Below are 19,045 nucleotides of genomic sequence, written 5' to 3' on the forward strand. Positions count from 1 at the left end.
TTCTTCACCACCGTGGACGCCGAACTCCTGGACACCGCCGCGGCCGACAAAACCCACCGGAAACACGCCACGCCGTTATCGAGCAGGTGAACGCCGATTTGAAGGACAGTGAGCTGGCCCATTAGCCCTCAGGTGCTTTCGCCGCGAACTCGGCCTGGCTGGTCGATGCGGTCATGGCATACAACCTCACCCGCGCCGGCGGGATCCTCGTCAACTGCCTCACTCATGATCAGTCCCCCGGTCAGGCGCCACACCGAGCGTGCAACACAGGGGGAAAAAGCTCAGCACGAGCCCCTAAAGTGTCTCCCGCAACCAATTGGCGGCTTCGTCAAGGCTGCTATGGAAGATGTCCGGCAGTGGCGGGTTGTGCGTTTCCGGGCCCTCGTAGAGGTGGAACCGGACCCGGTCACTGTTCAGGCCTGACTCGATCACTTTCCGGAAAGGCTGGTAGTGCTGTTCAACGTGCCGATAGTCTCGCATGTTTTGTATGTAGTACACGTAGTTCTGCTGCAGACGCTTGTAGCGGACCAGGGCAGACGATCGGTCACCAAGCGGGACTGACCAGTCCACATCTGGACGCAATGACCAAACACCTTCAGAGGCAAGGTGTGGCATGACGGCTTCAACGTAGTCGCGTTGCGCACCCATGAGTGTGCCGTTGACGAGGTAATTGGCGATGCTCGTTTGGCAATTAAACGGTAAGGCCATGCTGCCCGGGATATATGTCGAGATCTGAAGCGATGCGAGCCCTCCACCGGACGACCCAAGGAAGATGATCCCTTTCGCCGCAACCGCATCTGCGGCCCGGCCTGCCCAATCTGCCAAGATCGGGTAGAGGTCAAAGTCCGCTGACCCTGTGTACCAGGCCAGCTGGAGATCCTCCCGCAGATACAGCGTCGCATCCGACAAATACAAGGCGCTGTACTCCGTCTTCAGCAAGCTCTTGAGCCACTCAAAACGGGGGATGGAATACTTCTCGCGGTCAGTTGCGCCATGGAGGCTGACAACAAGCAGATCAGAGTTCTTGTTGACCAGGAGCGCCTCGAGCGGGAGGCCGTCCGGCAAGGGAGCTGCGTACCTGCTTGCTCCGGTCTCGGAAGTGGGATTGAACTCTTCGACTGCGGAGAGTTGTGTGACTGGAACGTTCGCGCCGCCGGGTTCAATTTCTTCGATGGGGAGCACCTGGGTCGTCTGAGGCATAGAAGTATTCTATATGGTGAAGAACGCCGCTCGACACCTACAATTTGGGGCCGCGTTCTGCTGTGGCTTTGGAAGTGGGATGGTAGCCGCGGTCAGCGTTCGCGCTTTGTCAGCTTACGTCCGCCCGCCACTGCTGTCATGCGCGTCAAAGGCGTCCCAACCGCTTGCATAATGGCCCCTTCTCCCGTTGACAGAGCTTTGCTTGTTGTCCCCGCTGTATCGGCCGATCCATCAAACCGGCCATGGCTGACAGCATATCCGTCGCAGGTCGAACGGCATGCGGGTGGCCGAGCATAGGTAGGTACCGAGTGCCTTCAGAGTGAATATCGACTCGCCTCCTGCCCAAGTATCCGGGGGAATATTCGGGTAACCCCTACTCGTGCCGCGCCCGCCGGGGCTTCTTAGACTCGAAACTCCTAGGATCGAACAATTGCTGGCGCATCCTCCGAGCTGGGCTGGATGATGCCGCTTCATAGCGGGGCTTCCGTATTTCTGGTATAGGGGCCTCCCATCATGCTCTGCGCGGTTGCAGCCGATGCCGGAACGGCGAATTCCAGGGGTCGATGCCACACCCGAGGTCAGCTGGCTATCAGTAAATCACGAAGTGACTCGGCCGGAGTTTTCCAGTGGAGTGTTTTGCGTGGTCGGGCGTTGAGTTCCTGTGCGACGTGTTCGAGGTCCTCTTGGCTGTAGGCGTTCAGGTCGGTGCCTTTGGGGAAGTACTGACGCAGTAGCCCGTTGGTGTTCTCGTTGGATCCGCGTTGCCAGGGGCTGGCCGGGTCGCAGAAGTAGACGTCCATGTCGGTGGCCAGGGAGAAGGCCTTGTGCGTGGCCATTTCGGCGCCCTGGTCCCAGGTCAGGGATCCCCTCAGGCGTTCGGGCAGTCCTCCCATGGTCTTGATGAGTCCGTCGCGGACCGTCGCGGCGGTGTGAGGCGTCTTAGGAAGTGTTGGCGGTAGCCCGCAGCAAAATCCGGGCACAAGCCATACCAAGGTTGTTGGTCGTCTCAAGAAGGCGGTGCCAAGTGGGAGCACGTCGTTGGATGGACTGACCGCGGACTCAGATAAATTGATTCTCACGCTAAAAGCTGCGATTTCTGGGTGCGTCAAACGTTCGGCGTACCGACTCGTCGGCTGAAAAACATGGAGGATGGCTGTCATTGATCCCAGCGTCGGTTGTGACCTCGCGTCACCCTTGATGAGTGGCGAGCTGGACAGAGATCGACTAAAGCACGGGATGCTCTAAATTGGTCAACCAGACTTCGACAAGCACACTAATCGCACAAAACCACAAAACCACAAAGGCGCAAAACCACAAAACCACAAAAGCACAAATTGTAATAGATTATGAATAGGATCGATTTGCTACATGTGTAATGGGACTAATAGTGTAATTAGGGTGCATGGAATTGAGGCAGCATGGAGCCCTCTCTCAGTCCGAGGTTAGGACGTCTTGACCGAGCGCGCGTATGGCGCGTAGCTGGGGGCTTCGGGGGAGTCGCTTGTTCGACGGGTTAAGTGCACGGCCTCATTGGCTTGCCTGGTGCTGGTTCAGCGCGGCTTGCAAGAGGTCATACGGAAAAGGCAAAGGAAAGAGACATGGGACGACAGCTGGACATCATCACGCAAACGCTGACGATTACTAAGGAAACCCAGGCCGAACGTGTCAACAATCTTGTTGCCATGTGGGCCCTCAGAAGTGGATCCCCCTTGAAGATTGGTGATCTCCAAACTTTCATGTCGCAACGTAAGATCACGATCAGCACGAGCACCTGGCATGCTCTGCGCAACACCGCGTACAAGGTGGTCAAGCTGGAGATCTTGTCCGGGGTTGCTGATTACTTTGACATCGACAAGTCGTTCTTGATGTACGAGGAAGCCGCGGTTCCGGAGGAATACAAGCAAAACCTCGAGAAGCTTGAGCAGAATAGGGTCGAGGAGGCTGTGGAGGCCATGCACCGCCACGCGAGCCGACTGCCGCAAGACCTTCGGCATGTTGCCTTGTGCGGTCTGATATATCGCCTGGCAGAACGCCGGCCTAGCTCCTCTGGGTGAAGTCCATTCTTTATAGATGTTCATTACCTCCGAGGACAACATCGATCCAGATCACAGAGTGTGGCCGCGAAGCCAGACCTCCAGAGGATTGCCTTTGCCAGCTGGCTCGATGCTGCGCACGGGATGCCTCGAAAGCATTTTCCCCCCTGCCACCTCTGTACCTTCGCGGAAACCTAGCCGTATCGGCTCTCCCTCTACGACGATGATCGAGTCGAAGCGATTCGTGCGGGTCCACGCCGCCCCGACCGGGGGGATCGTCATCACGATGCCGGCAGTCTCGCTGACGTAGCGGACAGCGCCATTCGAAGTAGTGACCTTCAAAATGATGTTTGGGCTCTTGGACTTCGTCATGGCACAACCCTAGACCGGGTCAAGGCTCGACGGCAGGCTGCCCACGTTTCCGGCGATCGCCCGCACCCAGATCCTTGAACCACGTAGGGCGGTAGCCTGCCAAGAACGCTGGGTCCTTGCGCGCTAGACCGATTCCCTAAAGCGATTGGCCAGCACCAGCACGGGTTCCACGGGACAATCCAAAGGTCGGCCACTGGACTGGGGTTATTGGCGCGGCGTGCGTGGTGCGCGCTGAGGTCTCATCGGTTTTCGCTTCGAAGCTCGAAATGGCTCCATCGGCGTCGGCTCGGCTTCGGTTTCATCAAGGAATTCGAGCACATCAAGCCGTTCCAAGTACCGAAGAACCCTCAGGAACGTCTCAAGGCTGCTGCCGCGGCCCTGCTCTAAGTTCGCCACGGTCCGGGCGCTACTGGCAGTCTTAGTCTATGAATCTGAACGAACGCATCACGAGCAAGCTCGACGCAGGTATTGACGCTGACGTTTTTGAGCGGTGCGCCGTGGCCCTGATGGCGAACCACTACGAGAATGTGGTTGGTATTGAAGGCGGCAGTGATGGAGGTCGCGACGGCGACATCATCGCTCCCATTGCTGACGATCCCGACTCTCGCGGGAGGATTTTGGTGACGATAAGCGATTCCCTTAGCAATCTCAAGAGCAGCCATAGAACGTGGAAAAAATTCTGGGATGCGGGCGAGGCGTTCCGGGTAGACCAGCTTGTGATGATTACGTCTAAAAGTCTTTCGGACACCAAGCGCCGCAACATCGAGACCTATTGTAGAGCCAATGATCTCCCGGTGCCGCGCATATATGCAAGACAATGGCTGGTTGACTCCCTGCGCCGCGACCCGGATCTCCGCGTTGAGCTGACCGGTGTCCAAGGTCGTCTTGAAGCGCTGACAACTAAAGCACCCGAACCGTCGTCATCGTTCACCGACCTGTTCGGACGGAACGAGGAACTGGATCATCTGCGCGCCGCGGTAACGCTGATGGCCGATGTCTCATTAGTGGGCGTTCCCGGAGTTGGTAAGAGCCGCCTGCTAGCGGAGCTCGAAGGCAGCGTCCACTTCATCGACCGCCTTGCCCGCGACCATCTTGCCGACGACCTGTTCGCCATCGAACCAACGACCGTAGTGCTAGACGATGCCCACCTTAATCAGGAGCTTCTTGAGCAGCTGGTCAGCATTCGCAGCAAGGAACGTTTCAGCTTCACCATAGTCGCCGCGACGTGGCCAGGAGCCGAGGCTCCGGTAGAGGCTCTGCTCAACAAGCCGACGCGGGTCGAGGTGGACCGCCTAGCGAGAGCCGCACTCGATCAAATGATCCAAGCGCTCGGAGTCCACGGCGTCCGCGCGCGTTCACTGGTACTCGAGCAGTCCGACGGCCGACCGGGCTGGGCGGCCATCCTCGCGCGTTTGGTCATCAACGGTGCAGGCGACGACCTCGCAACCGGTCAATCGCTTCTTGACCAAGTCGCCGGCCTCGCCACCGCTATTGCAGGCAACGCCGTACTCAATGAAGCGCTGGCCTGCATCGCCGCACTCGGCGCAGCCTCCCTCGAGGACATCGAGATTATCGCGAGCCATGCTGGTGTCCCGTACGCCGACTTGATCGCCTGGCTCGAGATCACCGCTCAGGGAGGTCTCGTGGAGCGGACAAGCGACAAGTGGTCTGTGCTTGCTCCACTCCGCTCACTGATCGTCGCATCGACCTTCTTCGGGGTGAGAAAGCGAAGGAGTTGGGCCTCGTTCGCCGTAAAGTTCCCCCATGACGAACGACTGGACCGCACAGTCCTCAATCTCGCTAACGATGTACCAGACACAGGCGTTCAGGCGCTGGCGGATACGTGGTTCGACAACATATCGACAAAGGAAGTCGAAGAGATCCCGCTTGCCTTGGTAGAGGCCTACAGTGGCATCGACGAGACTTCGGCTGACCGCGCCGTCCTCCTCGCCCGCGCTGTCCTCGATTCGCCTCGCACGTCTCAGACCCTATACGGCGATATCACCTACGACCCCAAGGGCACTGCTGCACAGAAAATTTTCCGCACCGCTTTCCGCCGTTCATGTTCTCGAGAGGCCACTCGTGGGCTGCTCGACCTCGCCATCACCGACGCGCGGCCTCGACACCAGCACCCCGAAAACCCGATGCGGGTTATCCAGAACATGGCGCACTACCTCGACCCTGATCTGGGACCCGTTGATACCTTGCGCGATCGTATCTTGAAATACACGCTCGAGTGGTTCGATGAAAATCCCGACGCGGCCCGGTGGCAGGTGTTCGCAGAAGTCTCACATTACGTCTTCGACCCCCGTGTTGAGGGCAACTGGAATGAGCCAAGCAGTCACCTCAACTTCACCATGTCTCAGGGCGACATGACACCGGATGCAATGGGAACGCTGCTCGCACTCTGGAACACGATCGATTCCAGAGTCCGGGGGGCGGCAGCTTCGAGCATCACCCATCGCGCAGTGGTACACCTCTGCGAAATCTTTGATTCATGGTCTGCGATTGCAGCAGGAACCACCAACCATGGGGGCAATGCCTCGCCCGAGCACAGGGTTGTCGGCGCGAGGGGAGCCGAGCTGGTGCTCAGCACCCTGACGGTGCTGGCAAAACACTTCACGGCGGTGCCAATTCGGGTCAACAAGCGGCTCGCACTCGTCTCGATGTGGAACGGCGGGCCTACAACGCTGGCGGAGCTCCCGGTCGACGACGACCGCCTCGCTCGCTTCGTGGGAGTGCGAGAACCTGACGACGACATCGACGTTTGGATGGCCGGCCGTCGGGAGCAACTGACGTCCCTGGCCCGCGAGCTAGACAGGCAAACGGCTGCGGCGGGCGTCGCTGAGTACCGACGGCTTGTGGTCGAGGCATCGGTACTCGATGGTAACCATGAAGGCACTCAGTTCGCGGGCACGCTTGCCGAATATGTGACCAACTCTGGCGCCTGGCTGGAAGCCGCTATTAGGGCAATCGCCCGTCCCCTCGTTGCGCCGTTGCTGACCAAGGCGCGCGAAGATGGTGCTGATATCGATGATTTGGTTATGTCGGCAATCGAGGTCCCTGAACTGCGACCAGAGATTCTGCGCGCAATCACGCACGAAGACGCCGACCTGGATGTTCTGGCGCAGACTGTCATCGACGGACTAACCGACGATGACGTACCGCTGATCGATGACCTGTGGATCCATGAGTCGGTGACCCCAATCCTTCGTGAGCTGCTCATGCACCCGCGCACGTCAGTACGAGCCCTCGCTGCCGTCGCCTTCGGGGAGGGAGCACGAGGACATGGACCGGCGTTGCCCGAGGAACTCAGGCCCGCCTGGCGGACAGCACTGGTCGGGGCAGCTCCCGACCAGATGCCGCAGCACTCAAAATGGCGCCTCGGCGAGATACTCAAGCACGCTGTCACCACTGATCCCGAGCTTTGCGCCGAGTGGTTCATCGCGAACGCGGAAACGCCTGGATTCTCCTCGCGTGCGCACCGACTGGTGAGGTCATTCCCTGATGTGTTGAGGAGCCTCCCGCAGGATCAAAAGCGGCGGATCGTCACGACCCTCGATGCCGAGACGCTGATCCGCAGTGGTTGCGCAGGAGACGTGCTGGGTACCGATACGAAGCTTGCCATCGAGTTGCTGGATGGGGGCGTGGTAGATGGTGAGGTTCTTCTCCGATCAATGTCAGGCTATCGAGATCACACCGTCGTGGCGCTGGCACCGGCTCTCGTGGCTGCACGAGTTGCTCCACGTCGAATCGTCGCTGCCGCCCTTGGAAATAGCAATTGGACCGGGAACGAGTCGAATTCGATTCTCAGTGATCTCGAGTTCTTCGCAAAGCTGCGCAAGCAACAGTCCGAGCTCGACGAAGTCTGTGCCCTGGCAGCCGAGGAGCTAGGCAGACAACTCGAGGCCGCACTGGCGAAAGAGAAGCAGGAACGACGTCGCGGCTGGTAGAAACCTGTGGACAATATCTTTCACCCTGCGAGAGCTGCGCCAGGTCGCCGATTAGCCAATCCGCCGTCGAGCGCTGAAGTCCACACCCAGCAGAAACGCTGAGCTTGACCATACCGCTGCCTTTCGGTCGTCCTGACAAAGGATCGTTTTTGAGGAAGCGCGAGGAGTCGAGAAATGGCGTGTGGCTGTTTATTTTTGGCCTATGCATAAGAAAGGTCCAAGCTAAGCGGTATTACCTAACATGTGGCTGGAGTGCTTTCCGGCAAACCAAAGTCCGGTGACGCTAGATCGGCGAAATTCGCCAATGTATCCATAGTTCTTTGACGTAACGTCTACCCGCCAGGACCTGCCGTCGTGCCGTCTAGGAATTTGGTCCCCCCACTTGGTTAGTGCTGAATACCAGGGGTACCGGCTTTCAATCAGGAGACTGGCCCGAGCTTCGTGTGAGTCGACGGCAGTGTGGAGTAGTGTCGCACCACTCTGCTCCAGGTTGTGTGTGGATTGAAAATCTCCCAGCATTGAAACGACGTGCGATATTAAATGAAGCGGATCTGATCCACCAGTATTAGGGGCACCCCATTTTACATCCGACTCCGATTTCTCTTGGAGAAGCAGGCGAAATCGAACCTCTTCCGGGGAATCCAGCTGTGCGTAGCTCCGAGCCTGGGTCGAAGTGTTCTCTTGAGGTTGAAGGACTTCGGAGGCCATTTCTAGGAGATTGTTCTTGCTTGGTTCAGCGAGCAATGATGCAGCGTAGAGTCCCCATAGCTGTTTCACTCCGGACATGACCGCATCATCGTCCTGCATACCGTTATTGATCCAAGCGGCAATACCAACCGCAGGATGCCTCCACCCAAGATGCCCAACGACAATGGCTGAGAGGGTGAACCAGTATCGGATGTAGTGGGGGAGGTCTGCTGCACCGGTTGGATTTGCCGGTATTGACGAAATATCCGTGGAATTATTTATTGCCCTGAGAACCTCCATGTAACCAAAATCCCGGTTGTCCGCCGACTCAGCCCAGGGGCTGTCGAGCTCATCCCATTCCCAACGTTGGCCTTCGTCCACGCGACCGCGTACGGAGGACAGGTTCAATAGATCACGGAGGAGTCTCTTCAGCAGCAGGTGGACCCCCTTCAGGGCCCTTTTGGACGCCCATTGCCCAATGGGCAGAACCCTCAAATCCCCAAGAACACACAAAGCCTCGACGATGTCCGCAGAATCCACGTCCTCAATGGCCTTGGGGACGTCGAGTAACCTACGGGTCCGACTTTCCCATCCAGTCCGCCTATTCCGCAGATAGATTCCTTTATTCTCAAGAAGTGACCTGATCCGTTCAAACTGCACGGTGACGTAGTCGATGGGATATCGATCTTGTTCCCTAGGTGCCACCTCGAAGTTCCTCATCAACGTGGAGTACCGGTCAACAAATTCTTCGAGGGCACGCCCGTCGGAGTTCCCCGCCAAGACGAGCCTAAGTGCAACCTCGATTTGGTATTGCCCGTCTTGCATCTTTGACCCCTTCCAGAACTTCGATAGACACACATGCTGATGAACCCATCTACAACTTACGGCAGAGTAAATTCGGCTCTCGGCAAGAAGACTTCAACGACCGGGTATGTTCAGGAATCCTCTGGTTCTCGGCGTCGACGTGAGACATTGCGTGCCCGGGCTTCCGCCATCCGTTGAGCCATGTTCTTGCCGGACATCCGGAGTTCGGCTAGCCGTTCGAAATTGTCCTTGTTGGATACCCGGGCTGCTCGCGTTGGAGGGAGCGCTTGTCGCGGCCATCGAGGTTCCTCGTAGCCTTCACCCGCGGGACTTTCGACCAAGCGTTCCTGCGCCGTGAATAGGTGATCACCATGTTTGCCGGGAACCAGCAGAAGGTTGTTTACGGTGCGACGGGTCCCGTACAACAGTGTTAAGTATTGATTGCCACTTATGCAGAGTTTATCCATTTTGTCCGCCGACTCCCCGGCTGCTTCGGCCATGGAACAGAAAACGAGCACGCCCTCCAGAGCGGCATTAATTACCTCCCGCATTTCGGGACCGCTACTGAGGTTATCGAGGTAGATCACATGGGCACCGTTTTCAATTGCCTCGCGGAACTGTTGCGCACGATCGGCATCCCCGGTACGGAAGCGTTCAATCGACAGACGACTCCGGGAAACGTCACCCGGAATTTCGGCATCGGGCGCAATAATCGCAACCGCGTGGGCAGCCCTCCTGGTTCCACACACCTCACTTGCGAAGGCTGACAATCGCAAGCCTGTCGAAGTCTTCCCGCTCCCAACAGGACCCGCCAGAACGTGTATCCCGTCTTCCCATGCCAGGTCGCGCATCTCTACCGGTATGCCTAAGCGAACCAGGTTTTCTTCAGAAGCGTATCCAATGTCGAACAAGGTAGTTCCCCCTTAGGCCCCCGAGCCCAATCTCGGGTTTGGGCCAGCTTAGCCTGCGACTCAAACGATTCGAGTTCCCTGTCCATGGTTTACCGCCGATAAGCCACCGCCCCGTAGTTTGAGAAACGGATTACGAGCCTATTTGGCGTTTCGATTCGGTCTCACCAAAGGATCCTTTGACGAGACTTCGTCTTGCCAGTCTCCACGTCAAACTTGAAGGGCTGAGAACCGCCGTGTGGACTTCGGCCCTCAGTGGCGGCCTTCTGTGATCGCTCGGTGCCGCGGTTCTGTTTTCGCCTTTGTCCTGCAACGCAAGGGACGCGAGGCCGAAAACCGTCAGTGACACCCGTCAGCAATCTCGCTGCATAGAAGTAGTGTGAATGAAAATGATCTTATCGTCCTGAAACAACTGGTTCGCGAGTCAAGGGCTGCCCAAGGCCTACCGCCGAAGATTGAGGACCGTCGTGCCGTGTCCCGAATTTTGCGGGACATCGATGCGTTGGAACGACGCGGGCTGGTTATAGTCAGAGCTGCCTGAACCTATACTCTCCAGTGAATTTCTAAACGCCGTCCATCGAAAACTTTCTGTCCGCTAGTGATCAATCGCGGCTTGATAACAATCTTTTCAATGGCCTCATCCAAGTACGATCGCTTCTGTTGGCTTGTGAGGTGAGGCCAGGCCTGACGAAGCTCAGCAGCAGTTGCCCTCTGGCGTACGGGTGAGATGACAGGTGTCGGGAGAGTGGCCAGCTGCTCTTCAATCGACTTCTTGGCAGTCATCCACTCCTTCATCTCCAAGACACCCTCCGCGAAAGCCCTGGCCAGCTGTTGCTTGCGGTCCTCGAGTCGGTCGCGCGCCTCGGTCCACTGCGCGATGCTTGCTTCGCTTGACTCAGGGGCCTCATCGATAACCTTCTCGTGCGCCTGGAAGAGTGCTTCAGCCGCAAACTCCTCCGCCTTTTCCAGGACGATGGAGATTCGGCCGCAATTAACCGTGCCTTGATTCTTCGCGCACCGATAACTGGGTATTTTCCGAGCGCCGTTGACAGCTCGCACCATCGGACGACCGCAGATCCCGCATTGAAAGAGCCCTGTCAGAAGATGCTTTCGTGGTCCGCCACGTTTTGGCCCCTCGCTTTGACCTGGTGCGAAACGGGCACGTATGAGGGCATGGGTCTCCTGGTCAATAATTGCCGCCCAGGCGTTTCTTGCCACAATGACACCATGGTGTTCACGGTGGCCAGCAATCCGCGCACTATAGCAAATGCTGCTGATGGTTGAGGCCCGCCACGTCGTCGCCTGCAGCGTAGGAATCTTTCGCCGCTCGAGATCTGCACTGATTTGATTCAATCCGTGGCCCAGGAGCACCCGCTCGCAGAGCTCGCGTATCACCTCGGCTTCGGCCTCCACAATTTCCCCGGAGGCCGTGTAGCCGTATACGCGACGGCCGGGCCAGTGACCCTTCTCCGCAAGGTCGACCATTTTCCGCTTGATGCGTTCTTGGGTCTTCTCTCGCTCGGCTGCCGCAACCGCTCCAAAGATGTGAGCTTGAAAGCGGCCTTCCGCCGTGGCCAGGTTGATGCTACTGCCAGTGCACGAAGCTATGCCGATTTCCGTTTTTCGGCTCAGATCGAGGTATTCGACCAGTTCCTTCATGGATCGGTGCAAACGGTCCATCGAGTAAACCAGCACTACGTCTACGCCGCGCGCTTCCATCAGTTCTTTAAGGCGCAGGTAGGACGGACGCTTCTTGAGCCCCGAAGCGGAAATGTCATTGTCCACGAGCTCTTCGACAATGCGCTGCCCGTGCTCGTCAGCATATTTGCGACAGTCCGTGAGCTGTCGCTCGACACCTAAACCCTGCAGCGTCAAATCTTTACTAATGCGCGCGTATATTGCAACACGCTTTGCCTCTGCCATAGGAAGAGCCTACTTACTACTTGCACTGGGGCAAAGTGCAAGTTTTTTGAACACGAGACCCCAGTGCAAGTCATAATAAACATGCATCAGACGCCTTGACGAAGATCTGCACGCTGCCGCTTCTGGCAGGCGAGAACATTTCGCCGAACTTCGTCATTCCGACCGTGGCCGCCTGCCTCGACCTGGTCGTCCACTGCCGGCGCGACGCCGCGGGAAGGCGCTTCGTGGGGGAGATCATGGCATTGGGCCGCCGCGTGGAAAACGGTGCGATCGAAACCACGATGCTGTTTGAACACGTCGAAGGGGTGCTGGAACTGCAACCCGCCGCGGACCTGGCGCACCCGAAATTGCTCGACGCCGGCATCGACGTCGCGGAGCTGGGGCGGATGGTGGCATGAGCGTGTTCCTGGGTCTCACCCTCGGCTTCGGGCTGTTGCTGGTCTATCGCTCCTTCACCTCCGCGGCGGGGGCGCGAGCCCGGACCGCCGACGGGCGCATCGAAATCCTGCTGCTGCGTGCAGGCCTGGACAAGGTCACCCGGGGCGGCTTCATCTCTGCCTCGATCACCGCCGGTGTCATCGTCGGGCTCGTCGTGCTCATCCTGACCGGAGCGCCGCTGATCTCCCTGACCTTCGCCGGGTTCGGCCTGGGTGCGCCGTGGGGGCTCGTGGCGCATCAGGCGACCAAACGGGCTGCGAACCTGCGGGAGCAGTGGCCGGACGTCGTCGATCACCTGCGTTCGGCAATCAGGGCCGGGATGTCGCTGCCGGAGGCGCTGACCCAGTTGGGGCAGCAGGGGCCCGAGGCGTTGCGCCCGGCCTTCTCCGACTTCGGCCTGGACTACCGGGCGACAGCCCGCTTCAACGATTCGCTCGAACGCCTCGCGGCGCGCCTGGCCGACCCTGTCGCCGACAAGATCGTCGAGGCGCTGCGCATCACCCGCGAGGTTGGAGGCACCGACCTGGGAGAAATGCTGGGCACGCTCAGCTCCTTCCTGCGTGATTCGGCCCGCACCCGCGGGGAACTCGAGGCCAGGCAGTCCTGGACGGTGTCGGCTGCCCGGCTGGCCATCGCCGCCCCGTGGGTCATCCTGTTGCTTCTGGCCGGCCAACCCGCGGCGGTCTACGCCTATTCGACCGTCACCGGAATGCTGGTGCTCATCGGCGGCCTGGTGGTGTCGTTCATTTGCTATCGGGCGATGATGCGCATCGGTCGCCTGCCCGAGGAAGAACGGGTGTTTCGATGAGCACCACCACGATCCTGTCTCTCGTGTTGGGACTGTGCCTGGGTAGCGGACTGTGGATCGTGCTGGTCCGGATCCCGGCGATGCGCCCTGTGACCTTCGCCCAACGTGTGGCACCGCACCTGCGGGCCGGCAGGAGCGGTTCACGGATCCTCATCGAACCGCTCGCCTCGCAAACCCCCTTTGGGCCGCTCGGGCGCATCGTGGGCCCGGTCCTTGCCGACGTCGCACGGATGTCGCAGCGGCTGAATCCGAGCAACGAGGCCCTGTCCCGGCGCCTGGACAGGGCCGGGCTGCGGATCGGCGTACTGGATTTCCGGGCCCAGCAGCTCTTGTGGTCAGCCGGGCTGACGTTGGTGGGTGCCGCGCTGATCGGCCTGAACATCGTGGCAGGGCGCTTCAACCCGATGCTTGCGCTGGTGGTCCTGGTCTTTTGCGCGGTGGGCGGCTACCTGCTGCGGGACTGGTACCTGGGGGAGCAGACCACCCGCCGCAGCAAACGGATCCTGAACCAATTCCCCACGATCGCGGAGCTCATGGCGCTGGCGGTGGCCGCGGGGGAAAGCACCGTGGGGTCGATCGAACGGGTGGCCCGCACTTCCCGGGGTGCCCTCAGCGAGGAATTCGCGCTCACGCTTTCCCACGTCCGGGCCGGCGCGACGCTGGCCGGGGCACTCGCGGACATGTCCGACCGGATACAGCTCACGGCAATGACCAGGTTCGTCGACGCCATCACCGTGGCCACTGAACGCGGGACCCCCATCGCCGCTGTCATGCGGGCCCAGGCCCAGGACGTGCGTGATGCGGCCAAGAGGGAGCTGATGGAAACCGCGGGCAAGAAGGAAATTGGCATGATGGTTCCTGTCAATATGTGCCTATGATCTTTCCATGGATGCAGCAATTTACGTGCGGATATCGCAGGACACCGAACACACGGGCCTAGGCGTCAGCAGGCAGTTGGACGACTGCCGAGCCGAAGCCAACAGGCGTGGCTGGACCGTGGTCGAAAGCTTTGTTGACAACGACGTATCGGCCACCCGCTCCAAGCCCCGCCCCCAATATGAGCGGATGCTAACAGCGGTCCGGTCCGGGACCGTCAAAGCCGTGATCGTGTGGGATGTTGACCGGCTCACCAGGACCCCCCGGGAACTCGAGGACATCATCGACCTCGCAGACACCCACGGCCTCTCCCTGGCGAACATCGGCGGCGAAATCGACCTGTCCACGGCCCAAGGCCGCATGACCGCCCGCATCAAGGGCAGTGTGGCCCGCCATGACACCGACCAGCAATCCCGGCGACTCAAGCGGAAGTTCGAAGACAAGGCACTCAAGGGAGAGCCGCACGGATTTGCGCCCTACGGATTCATGCGGGTATACCTGCCAGCCGGGGACCATGAACCCGGCGGGCCGAAGGACATGCAGGACCCGAAAACGGCTCCCATCGTTGCCGAAGCCGCACGCCGACTCCTCGCCGGGGAATCCCTGCGCAGCATCACCGCCAACCTCAACGCCCGCGGCATTCCCGGCCCCCGGTCCCCGCGCTGGAACTCCACCGTCCTACGCCAAATCCTGCAACGGCCCACGAATGCCGGTCTGCGCTCACACCGCGGCGTCATCGTCGGGCAGGCCCGCGTGGAACCCATCTACGACCAAGACACTCACGACCGTCTGACCGCCTTATTCGCGGACCCCAAGCGACGCGCCTCCTACCAAGGATCCACGCCGAAGCATCTTCTCTCCGGGATCGCGCTGTGTGGCGCCTGCGGAGGCACCATGCGCCGGCTACGTGGCATCCGTAACCCCAAAACGGGGAAGCAGCAGCCCGCCGCATACTCCTGCAACGCATGCTTCGGCATACGCCGCAAACAGGAACTCGTAGACGCCGTCGTGATCGCGCACATGCTCGAGCGGCTACAGCATCCCGACGCCCTCCAAGCCATGGCCGAAGGCGACCCCGGACGCGCCAAGGAAGCAGCCGACCGAGTCCAGGCCCTCGAGGCGAAACTGTTGAACACTGCCGATATGTTCGAGAACGACGAGATTACCGGGGCGCAGCTAAAGCGGCTCACGGCCAAGCTGCGCCCGCAATTGGAGGACGCGAAACTGTTAGCGGACACGTTCCTTCCCGTCCCCGGCCTAATCGGCCTCACTGGCCCGGATGCCGGGGAACGCTGGAACGAAGCCCCTCTCGAACGCAAACGCGCCCTGATTCAAGCCCTCATGACCGTAACCATCATGCCCGCGGGAATCGGTAAGGGCAGGGACCCGGAGTTGATACGCATACAGTTCAAAAACTGACATTGGGGTCACCCCGCTAGCATTTACCTAAGGTCCAGGTTTAAACTGGACTCACTAAGTAGCCCCGGAAGGCGAATCGGTGCCTAAGGGTCCGGGGGTTAAAACGAAGCGCAGGTTGCCGTCTCGCCCGGATGAAACGCTGTACTGGTCGCACCGATTGACCACTGTTACAGGTTGAGCATCCAAGGAACACACATCCTTGGAGCTACACCATGCCCGTTTCACCCGTCCTCAAAGCACGTTCCGACCTTGGCGTTGCCACACGCCGCAAAGACGCCGCCGCGGTAGCACAGGCCCGCCAGGAACTCGCCGCCGCCAAGATCCTCGCCTACGCAGCTAGGACCGTAGCCGACGCCCCGCCGCTGACCTCCGAGCAACGCGCATTGATCGCCGCGGCCCTAGGCGGCGCGTAACCATGCCACCCACGGAAAACGGCCCCGGCGTCTCCGCCAGGGCCGTCATTCAGGAAAATTCAGTTGTAGGGTCATCACTCCCACACTCAAGAATACCCGACGCCCCGATAATCCGCACCGCCCCCAACAAGTCCTTCCCCGGAGCCCTCCTCATCATCGTCAAGTGCCCATTTTGCGGGCACGAGCACACCCACGGAAACGGCGGGTCAGGCGACGGCACCGGGCACCGGGTCGCCCACTGCGCACCGCCCGCAGGCACCTGGCACCGCCGCCAACGGCTCGAACAACAGGAAGCCGAATACCAAGGCGTCGTCGACCGGATCATCGACAACTACAGCCACGATGAAATCAGCTCCGAGCAACTGGAAAAAAGCATCAAGGCCCCGCTAGCGCATCTCCGCGAGACCACCGCCAAGCTCCAGGCCATCAATGAGCGCTACCCGCGCGGCAAAGGCTACTACGTCACAGATGCCCCCATCGGCCAGGAATCGGCGGCGACACCATGAGCGAGCACTACGCCCGCATCGCCACCCTCACGGAGACGCAGCGGCAGCGGTTCGCCCGCCGAGTCCACACCGAAGCCATCAAGGTCAGCAACACCCAATTCGACGGCGGACAGATTGACGATGCCGCGCGGGAGACCTTATATGACCGGCTCTTGACGGAAGTCGAAACCGGGGAGGTTGCCACCACCGGCGACGCCGAACAAATCTTCAACTACGAGGTTGCCGACGAACTCCGGAAGCTCCGGGTACGCGAGGCCGCACGCCGCCGCCTCGCTGCCGAAAATACCCCACCGGCACCACCGCCCACCCCGACGACCCTCGAGGACCTCCTCGCCCAACCGGACGATCCCGCAACCTACAGGGTGGAAGGTGTCCTGCCCATCGGGGCCTGCATGCTGTTCGTCGCCATAGCCAAGTTCGGCAAGACCAGTATCATCATCAGCCTCGTGCGCGCCCTCGTCGACGGGACCCTGTTCCTCGGCAAATACCGCGTGGAACCCGTCGAATTCGGAGTGACCATCTTCGACAACGAAATGGACCCCCGCATGACCCGCGCCTGGTTCCGGAAAGCCGGAATCAAGAACACGCACCTCGTGCACATCGTCTCCCTGCGCGGACGCACCGCCGCCTTTGACATCCTCGACCCCAAAAAACGGTTCGAGCTCGTCAAGCTCTATGAAGGTTCCGAGGTCTACATCCTCGACGCCCTGCGCCCCGCCCTGGACTCCTTCGCCCTCGATGAGAACCGGGAAGCCGGGCGCTACGTCCAAGCATGGAAGAACTTCGTCTACGAGCTCGGCGGGGAAGAATCTATCATCGTGCACCACATGGGACACAGCGGGGAACGCGCCCGCGGCGACTCCGGCTTGCTTGGCGGCGTGGACGGCACCTGGAAGGGCGTCCTCCAAGACCCAGGCGACGCCAGCAGGGAAGTGGACCCGGCCACCGCCACCCGGTTCTTCTCGGCCTATGGCCGCGACGTGAACGAGCCCGAGCAGCAGCTCGGCGGTCCGCCCGAGCGCATGGAGATCGTCGGCGGCAGCCGCAAGGAATCCTCCGCCGAGGAAGCCGCTCAGGCAGTCATTGACGCGATCCAGGCGGCAGGCGAACCGCTCTCGTGGCGTGGAGTGCACGATGCCCTGGCCGAGACACCATTCACGCGCCGCACCATTGACGACGGCATCAAGGCGGCGAGGAAGAACGGGCGGGTGTTCACCTTCCAGGGACCCAAACGAGCCACGCTTCATGCCCTCAACAACCCCACAAGTGCACCAGTGCACCGCAGTGCACCGTAGTGCGCCAGTGCACTGAAAGTGTGTGCGCCAGTGCCCCTTTAAGGGGGCACTGCGCACAGCACACCCAACACACGAGTGAACCAAAGAATAACGGCGCACTCAACAACACCCCAACCGACACCGACAAGGGACCCCGACCATGACCAACATCCCAGCCAAGACCACCGAAGGCTACTGGACCAAAGGCGACCTAACCCTCCGCCGCCTCAAGACCGGCATGTGGGAATGCACCGGCCCACGCGGCCGGTTCCTCGCCGCAACACCCCCTGACGCCATCTTCCTGCACAACCCCACGACAACCGCCCAGGAGGTCCACGCCGCCACCGCCATGGTCATCCGGGCGCAGCAAGCCATCGAACTACACATGAGCGACACCCCGGAGCTTACGCAGAACTTAGACCTCGAGCTCGAGGACTCCCTAGAGGCAATGGGTTTCGGCAAGGCCATTGCGCGCGCCGCCGTCACCGCCTTCATCACCGCCTACCTCGCCGTGCTGACGCAACCCCAGGCCGACTGAACGGAGCCCCAGCCATGAACACCCCGGCCCCGCCCCTCGACTGCGCAGCCTGCCACCGCACCACAAAATGGTCATTGCCCCAAAGATCCCTAGAAACCACAGTTGGCCCACAGTCAGCCCAGTCAGCTCATGACAGGGGGATCGGTGGGCCAACTGGGCGGACCCACTGCCGATCCTGCGGCGACCCGTTGCACCCCGCCGTCCAAGCCGCCGGTATCCACCCAACATGCCCCGAGCCCGAGCCCGAGAGCGAGCCCCAGCCATGAGCCCCAAGCCACCCGGCCCGCGGCCCGGCCTCGACCCACCGGCTCCCGAGGCCGCCGCACCCGGCACCCAGCACACCATCAAGGCCACCGCCACCGAGGTGGCCCGGCTCGTGGAGCTCCTCGCCCAGCTCCTCGACACCGAGGTGCAGCCATGAGGTCCGACCCACGCAGGGCCGAGGACAAGGACGTGACATCACGTGCTTGGCTCGACCTCCTGGCAAAGATGTCCGGGCATACCCTGCCCTGTCGGGGCGGGCAAGAGTGGCAGCCGGACGCATCGCCCGCCGATCAAGCGATCGCGGTCAAGCTGTGTGGTTCTTGTGGGCTCAAGCCCGAGTGCTTGTCGTTCGCCCTCGCAAGCAACCAAACCTCTGGGGTCTGGGGAGGCACCCGGCCCCAGGATCGCCGCCGGATACGACGCGAAGCCAAGGGTGATGCCGCATGAAAAGCCGGACGCACCACAGCCCGCCTCCGCGCCTCAACTCCCAGCGCAGCACTCGGAGCCACCGCACCGCCAGCAGGCCGCCACCGACCCGCCCCCGGGGGCACCAGCAGGCCCCCCGGGCCGGCGGGGGTAACAAATCAAGGGCCCCCCACCCCCGGGCCCGCCCCCGACAACTTGCGGGT

The 19,045-nt window shown here is 60.7% G+C and carries 16 protein-coding genes and 3 pseudogenes; 13 read left to right on the forward strand and 6 right to left on the reverse strand.

What is annotated here, in order from left to right; translation table 11 throughout:
- A pseudogene (locus tag ACLQ7E_RS19320) lies at positions 1 to 209 on the forward strand (IS1380 family transposase); the annotation flags it as partial.
- Between the two features lie 85 nt (positions 210 to 294).
- On the opposite strand, the gene ACLQ7E_RS19325 reads toward ACLQ7E_RS19320, so the two are convergent.
- Positions 295 to 1,200: a hypothetical protein gene (locus ACLQ7E_RS19325; protein ID WP_411734221.1), complete on the reverse strand. Its 906-nt coding sequence runs from the start codon at positions 1,198 to 1,200 to the stop codon at positions 295 to 297.
- A 578-nt stretch (positions 1,201 to 1,778) separates the two neighbouring features.
- Positions 1,779 to 2,129, reverse strand: a pseudogene (locus ACLQ7E_RS19330) (IS30 family transposase); the annotation flags it as partial.
- 669 nt (positions 2,130 to 2,798) lie between these two features.
- On the opposite strand from ACLQ7E_RS19330, the gene ACLQ7E_RS19335 reads away from it, so the two are divergent.
- Positions 2,799 to 3,254 carry a hypothetical protein gene (locus tag ACLQ7E_RS19335; protein WP_411734206.1) on the forward strand — a complete coding sequence of 152 codons (456 nt, stop codon included), beginning with the start codon at positions 2,799 to 2,801 and terminating at the stop codon, positions 3,252 to 3,254.
- Positions 3,255 to 3,305: 51 nt separating this feature from the next.
- Here ACLQ7E_RS19335 and ACLQ7E_RS19340 read toward each other — a convergent pair whose 3' ends face one another.
- Complete coding sequence (locus ACLQ7E_RS19340) at positions 3,306 to 3,605, reverse strand: hypothetical protein (protein WP_411734207.1); 300 nt, start codon at positions 3,603 to 3,605, stop codon at positions 3,306 to 3,308.
- A gap of 425 nt (positions 3,606 to 4,030) precedes the next feature.
- On the opposite strand from ACLQ7E_RS19340, the gene ACLQ7E_RS19345 reads away from it, so the two are divergent.
- On the forward strand, positions 4,031 to 7,558 hold the full coding sequence (locus ACLQ7E_RS19345) for a hypothetical protein (RefSeq protein ID WP_411734208.1): 3,528 nt from the start codon (positions 4,031 to 4,033) through the stop codon (positions 7,556 to 7,558).
- 222 nt (positions 7,559 to 7,780) lie between these two features.
- Here the strand turns inward: ACLQ7E_RS19345 and ACLQ7E_RS19350 are convergent, their stop codons facing one another.
- The 3 genes from ACLQ7E_RS19350 to ACLQ7E_RS19360 all read right to left on the reverse strand — a co-directional run bounded on the left by ACLQ7E_RS19350 (position 7,781) and on the right by ACLQ7E_RS19360 (position 11,880).
- Positions 7,781 to 9,070, reverse strand: a complete 1,290-nt coding sequence (locus ACLQ7E_RS19350; protein ID WP_411734209.1) for a hypothetical protein — start codon at positions 9,068 to 9,070, stop codon at positions 7,781 to 7,783.
- A 110-nt stretch (positions 9,071 to 9,180) separates the two neighbouring features.
- A complete protein-coding gene (locus ACLQ7E_RS19355; protein WP_411734210.1) occupies positions 9,181 to 9,960 on the reverse strand; it encodes an ATP-binding protein in 780 nt (259 codons plus the stop codon).
- 540 nt (positions 9,961 to 10,500) lie between these two features.
- Positions 10,501 to 11,880, reverse strand: coding sequence for a recombinase family protein (locus ACLQ7E_RS19360; RefSeq protein ID WP_411734211.1), 1,380 nt, complete (start codon positions 11,878 to 11,880; stop codon positions 10,501 to 10,503).
- A gap of 71 nt (positions 11,881 to 11,951) precedes the next feature.
- Between ACLQ7E_RS19360 and ACLQ7E_RS19365 the strand changes: the two are divergent.
- The 10 genes and pseudogenes from ACLQ7E_RS19365 to ACLQ7E_RS19410 all read left to right on the forward strand — a co-directional run.
- A pseudogene (locus ACLQ7E_RS19365) lies at positions 11,952 to 12,278 on the forward strand (CpaF family protein); the annotation flags it as partial.
- Positions 12,275 to 13,126, forward strand: coding sequence for a type II secretion system F family protein (locus ACLQ7E_RS19370; RefSeq protein ID WP_411734212.1), 852 nt, complete (start codon positions 12,275 to 12,277; stop codon positions 13,124 to 13,126). The pseudogene ACLQ7E_RS19365 and the gene ACLQ7E_RS19370, both read left to right, overlap by 4 nt.
- Positions 13,123 to 14,004, forward strand: a complete 882-nt coding sequence (locus tag ACLQ7E_RS19375; RefSeq protein ID WP_411734213.1) for a type II secretion system F family protein — start codon at positions 13,123 to 13,125, stop codon at positions 14,002 to 14,004. The genes ACLQ7E_RS19370 and ACLQ7E_RS19375 overlap by 4 nt, the downstream gene beginning before the upstream one ends.
- A 7-nt stretch (positions 14,005 to 14,011) precedes the next feature.
- Positions 14,012 to 15,421, forward strand: coding sequence for a recombinase family protein (locus tag ACLQ7E_RS19380; RefSeq protein ID WP_411734214.1), 1,410 nt, complete (start codon positions 14,012 to 14,014; stop codon positions 15,419 to 15,421).
- Positions 15,422 to 15,633: 212 nt separating this feature from the next.
- On the forward strand, positions 15,634 to 15,834 hold the full coding sequence (locus ACLQ7E_RS19385; protein WP_411734215.1) for a hypothetical protein: 201 nt from the start codon (positions 15,634 to 15,636) through the stop codon (positions 15,832 to 15,834).
- A 2-nt stretch (positions 15,835 to 15,836) separates the two neighbouring features.
- Positions 15,837 to 16,340 (forward strand): hypothetical protein, encoded by a 504-nt coding sequence (locus ACLQ7E_RS19390; protein ID WP_411734216.1) that lies wholly within the window; start codon positions 15,837 to 15,839, stop codon positions 16,338 to 16,340.
- Complete coding sequence (locus ACLQ7E_RS19395) at positions 16,337 to 17,635, forward strand: AAA family ATPase (RefSeq protein ID WP_411734217.1); 1,299 nt, start codon at positions 16,337 to 16,339, stop codon at positions 17,633 to 17,635. Before ACLQ7E_RS19390 ends, ACLQ7E_RS19395 begins: the two co-directional genes overlap by 4 nt.
- A 139-nt stretch (positions 17,636 to 17,774) precedes the next feature.
- Positions 17,775 to 18,152 carry a hypothetical protein gene (locus ACLQ7E_RS19400; RefSeq protein WP_411734218.1) on the forward strand — a complete coding sequence of 126 codons (378 nt, stop codon included), beginning with the start codon at positions 17,775 to 17,777 and terminating at the stop codon, positions 18,150 to 18,152.
- Between the two features lie 262 nt (positions 18,153 to 18,414).
- On the forward strand, positions 18,415 to 18,573 hold the full coding sequence (locus ACLQ7E_RS19405) for a hypothetical protein (protein WP_411734219.1): 159 nt from the start codon (positions 18,415 to 18,417) through the stop codon (positions 18,571 to 18,573).
- 68 nt (positions 18,574 to 18,641) lie between these two features.
- Complete coding sequence (locus tag ACLQ7E_RS19410) at positions 18,642 to 18,863, forward strand: WhiB family transcriptional regulator (protein WP_411734220.1); 222 nt, start codon at positions 18,642 to 18,644, stop codon at positions 18,861 to 18,863.
- The last annotated feature ends 182 nt before the right edge of the window (positions 18,864 to 19,045 follow it).

The sequence above is a fragment of the Paeniglutamicibacter sp. genome, from assembly GCF_046714615.1.
GTDB lineage: Bacteria > Actinomycetota > Actinomycetes > Actinomycetales > Micrococcaceae > Paeniglutamicibacter.

What these genes read in the sequence shown, in the direction of transcription:
- ACLQ7E_RS19325 (WP_411734221.1), bottom strand. Translation starts at nt 1,200, where the DNA reads ATGCCTCAGACGACCCAGGTGCTCCCCATCGAAGAAATTGAACCCGGC.
- ACLQ7E_RS19335 (WP_411734206.1), top strand. Translation starts at nt 2,799, where the DNA reads ATGGGACGACAGCTGGACATCATCACGCAAACGCTGACGATTACTAAG.
- ACLQ7E_RS19340 (WP_411734207.1), bottom strand. Translation starts at nt 3,605, where the DNA reads ATGACGAAGTCCAAGAGCCCAAACATCATTTTGAAGGTCACTACTTCG.
- ACLQ7E_RS19345 (WP_411734208.1), top strand. Translation starts at nt 4,031, where the DNA reads ATGAATCTGAACGAACGCATCACGAGCAAGCTCGACGCAGGTATTGAC.
- ACLQ7E_RS19350 (WP_411734209.1), bottom strand. Translation starts at nt 9,070, where the DNA reads ATGCAAGACGGGCAATACCAAATCGAGGTTGCACTTAGGCTCGTCTTG.
- ACLQ7E_RS19360 (WP_411734211.1), bottom strand. Translation starts at nt 11,880, where the DNA reads ATGGCAGAGGCAAAGCGTGTTGCAATATACGCGCGCATTAGTAAAGAT.
- ACLQ7E_RS19370 (WP_411734212.1), top strand. Translation starts at nt 12,275, where the DNA reads ATGAGCGTGTTCCTGGGTCTCACCCTCGGCTTCGGGCTGTTGCTGGTC.
- ACLQ7E_RS19375 (WP_411734213.1), top strand. Translation starts at nt 13,123, where the DNA reads ATGAGCACCACCACGATCCTGTCTCTCGTGTTGGGACTGTGCCTGGGT.
- ACLQ7E_RS19380 (WP_411734214.1), top strand. Translation starts at nt 14,012, where the DNA reads ATGGATGCAGCAATTTACGTGCGGATATCGCAGGACACCGAACACACG.
- ACLQ7E_RS19385 (WP_411734215.1), top strand. Translation starts at nt 15,634, where the DNA reads ATGCCCGTTTCACCCGTCCTCAAAGCACGTTCCGACCTTGGCGTTGCC.
- ACLQ7E_RS19390 (WP_411734216.1), top strand. Translation starts at nt 15,837, where the DNA reads ATGCCACCCACGGAAAACGGCCCCGGCGTCTCCGCCAGGGCCGTCATT.
- ACLQ7E_RS19395 (WP_411734217.1), top strand. Translation starts at nt 16,337, where the DNA reads ATGAGCGAGCACTACGCCCGCATCGCCACCCTCACGGAGACGCAGCGG.
- ACLQ7E_RS19400 (WP_411734218.1), top strand. Translation starts at nt 17,775, where the DNA reads ATGACCAACATCCCAGCCAAGACCACCGAAGGCTACTGGACCAAAGGC.
- ACLQ7E_RS19405 (WP_411734219.1), top strand. Translation starts at nt 18,415, where the DNA reads ATGAGCCCCAAGCCACCCGGCCCGCGGCCCGGCCTCGACCCACCGGCT.
- ACLQ7E_RS19410 (WP_411734220.1), top strand. Translation starts at nt 18,642, where the DNA reads ATGTCCGGGCATACCCTGCCCTGTCGGGGCGGGCAAGAGTGGCAGCCG.